This is a genomic window from Streptomyces sp. L-9-10, from assembly GCF_004151105.1.
Classification (GTDB): domain Bacteria; phylum Actinomycetota; class Actinomycetes; order Streptomycetales; family Streptomycetaceae; genus Streptomyces.
In genome coordinates this window covers 1-1,551 of record NZ_PHRF01000108.1, presented here as the reverse complement: position 1 = coordinate 1,551, position 1,551 = coordinate 1, and the positions used below count along the sequence as shown (strand labels likewise).

At 68.1% G+C, this 1,551-nt stretch carries 1 protein-coding gene and 1 pseudogene; both read right to left on the bottom strand.

What is annotated here, in order from left to right:
• A partial coding sequence (locus CU044_RS26420) for a 2-oxoacid:ferredoxin oxidoreductase subunit beta (protein WP_129771263.1) occupies positions 1 to 698 on the bottom strand: 698 nt, incomplete at its 3' end.
• A pseudogene (locus tag CU044_RS26415) lies at positions 691 to 1,551 on the bottom strand (2-oxoglutarate ferredoxin oxidoreductase subunit alpha); the annotation flags it as partial. The gene CU044_RS26420 and the pseudogene CU044_RS26415, both read right to left, overlap by 8 nt.

The window sequence follows — 1,551 nt, the reverse complement described above, 5'->3', positions numbered from 1 at the left end:
GCGGCCTTCTCCTTGTCCTTGAGGACGTCGAAGGCGCCGTCGTTGAAGATGTTGCAGTTCTGGTAGATCTCCACCAGCGCGGTACCGGGATGGTCGGCGGCCTGGCGCAGTACCTCGGTGAGGTGTTTGCGGTCGGAGTCGACGGTGCGGGCCACGAAGGAGGCTTCGGCGCCGATGGCGAGGGACACCGGGTTGAAGGGGGCGTCCAGGGAGCCCATCGGGGTCGACTTGGTGATCTTGCCGACCTCGGAGGTGGGTGAGTACTGGCCCTTGGTCAGCCCGTAGATCCGGTTGTTGAACAGGAGGATCTTGAGGTTGACGTTGCGGCGCAGGGCGTGGATGAGGTGGTTGCCGCCGATGGACAGGGCGTCGCCGTCGCCGGTGACGACCCAGACCGACAGGTCGCGGCGCGAGGTGGCCAGGCCGGTGGCGATGGCGGGGGCGCGGCCGTGGATGGAGTGCATCCCGTAGGTGTTCATGTAGTACGGGAAGCGGGAGGAGCAGCCGATGCCGGAGACGAAGACGATGTTTTCTTTGGCGAGGCCGAGTTCGGGCATGAAGCCCTGGACGGCGGCGAGGACGGCGTAGTCGCCGCAGCCGGGGCACCAGCGGACTTCCTGGTCGGACTTGAAGTCCTTCATGGTCTGCCTGGCTTCGGCCTTGGGGACCAGGGTCAGCAGCTCGTTGACGTCAGGCATCGATGGCCTCCTTGAGGGCCGTGGCCAGCTGCTCGGCCTTGAACGGCATGCCGTTGACCTGGTTGTAGGAGTGGGCGTCCACAAGGTATCTGGCGCGCAGGAGGGTGGCGAGCTGGCCGAGGTTCATCTCCGGTACGACGACTTTGTCGTAGCGGGTGAGGATGTCGGCGAGGTTGCGGGGGAAGGGGTTGATGTGGCGCAGGTGTGCCTGGGCGATGGGGGTGCCGGTCTTGCGCAGGCGGCGGACGGCCGCGGTGATGGGGCCGTAGGTGGAGCCCCAGCCCAGGACGAGGGTGCGGGCGTGGTCGGGGTCGTCGACGGCCAGGTCGGGCACGGCGATGTTGTCGATTTTGGCCTGGCGGGTGCGCACCATGAAGTCGTGGTTGGCCGGGTCGTAGGAGATGTTGCCGGTGCCGTCCTGTTTCTCGATGCCGCCGATGCGGTGTTCCAGGCCGGGTGTGCCGGGTACCGCCCAGGGCCGTGCCAGGGTCTGCGGGTCGCGTTTGTAGGGCCAGAACACCTCGGTGCCGTCCGGCAGGGTGTGGTTGGGTCCGGCCGCGAACTCGACGCGCAGGTCGGGCAGTTCATCTGTTGCAGGGATTCGCCAGGGCTCGGAGCCGTTGGCGAGGTAGCCGTCGGAGAGCAGGAAGACCGGGGTGCGGTACGTCAGCGCGATCCGTGCGGCTTCCAGGGCGGCGTCGAAGCAGTCCGCCGGGGTCCGCGGCGCCACCACCGGCACCGGCGCCTCGCCGTTGCGCCCGTACATCGCCTGGAGGAGATCGGCCTGCTCCGTCTTCGTCGGCAGCCCGGTGGAAGGCCCGCCGCGCTGGATCGCCACGACCAGCAGCGGCAG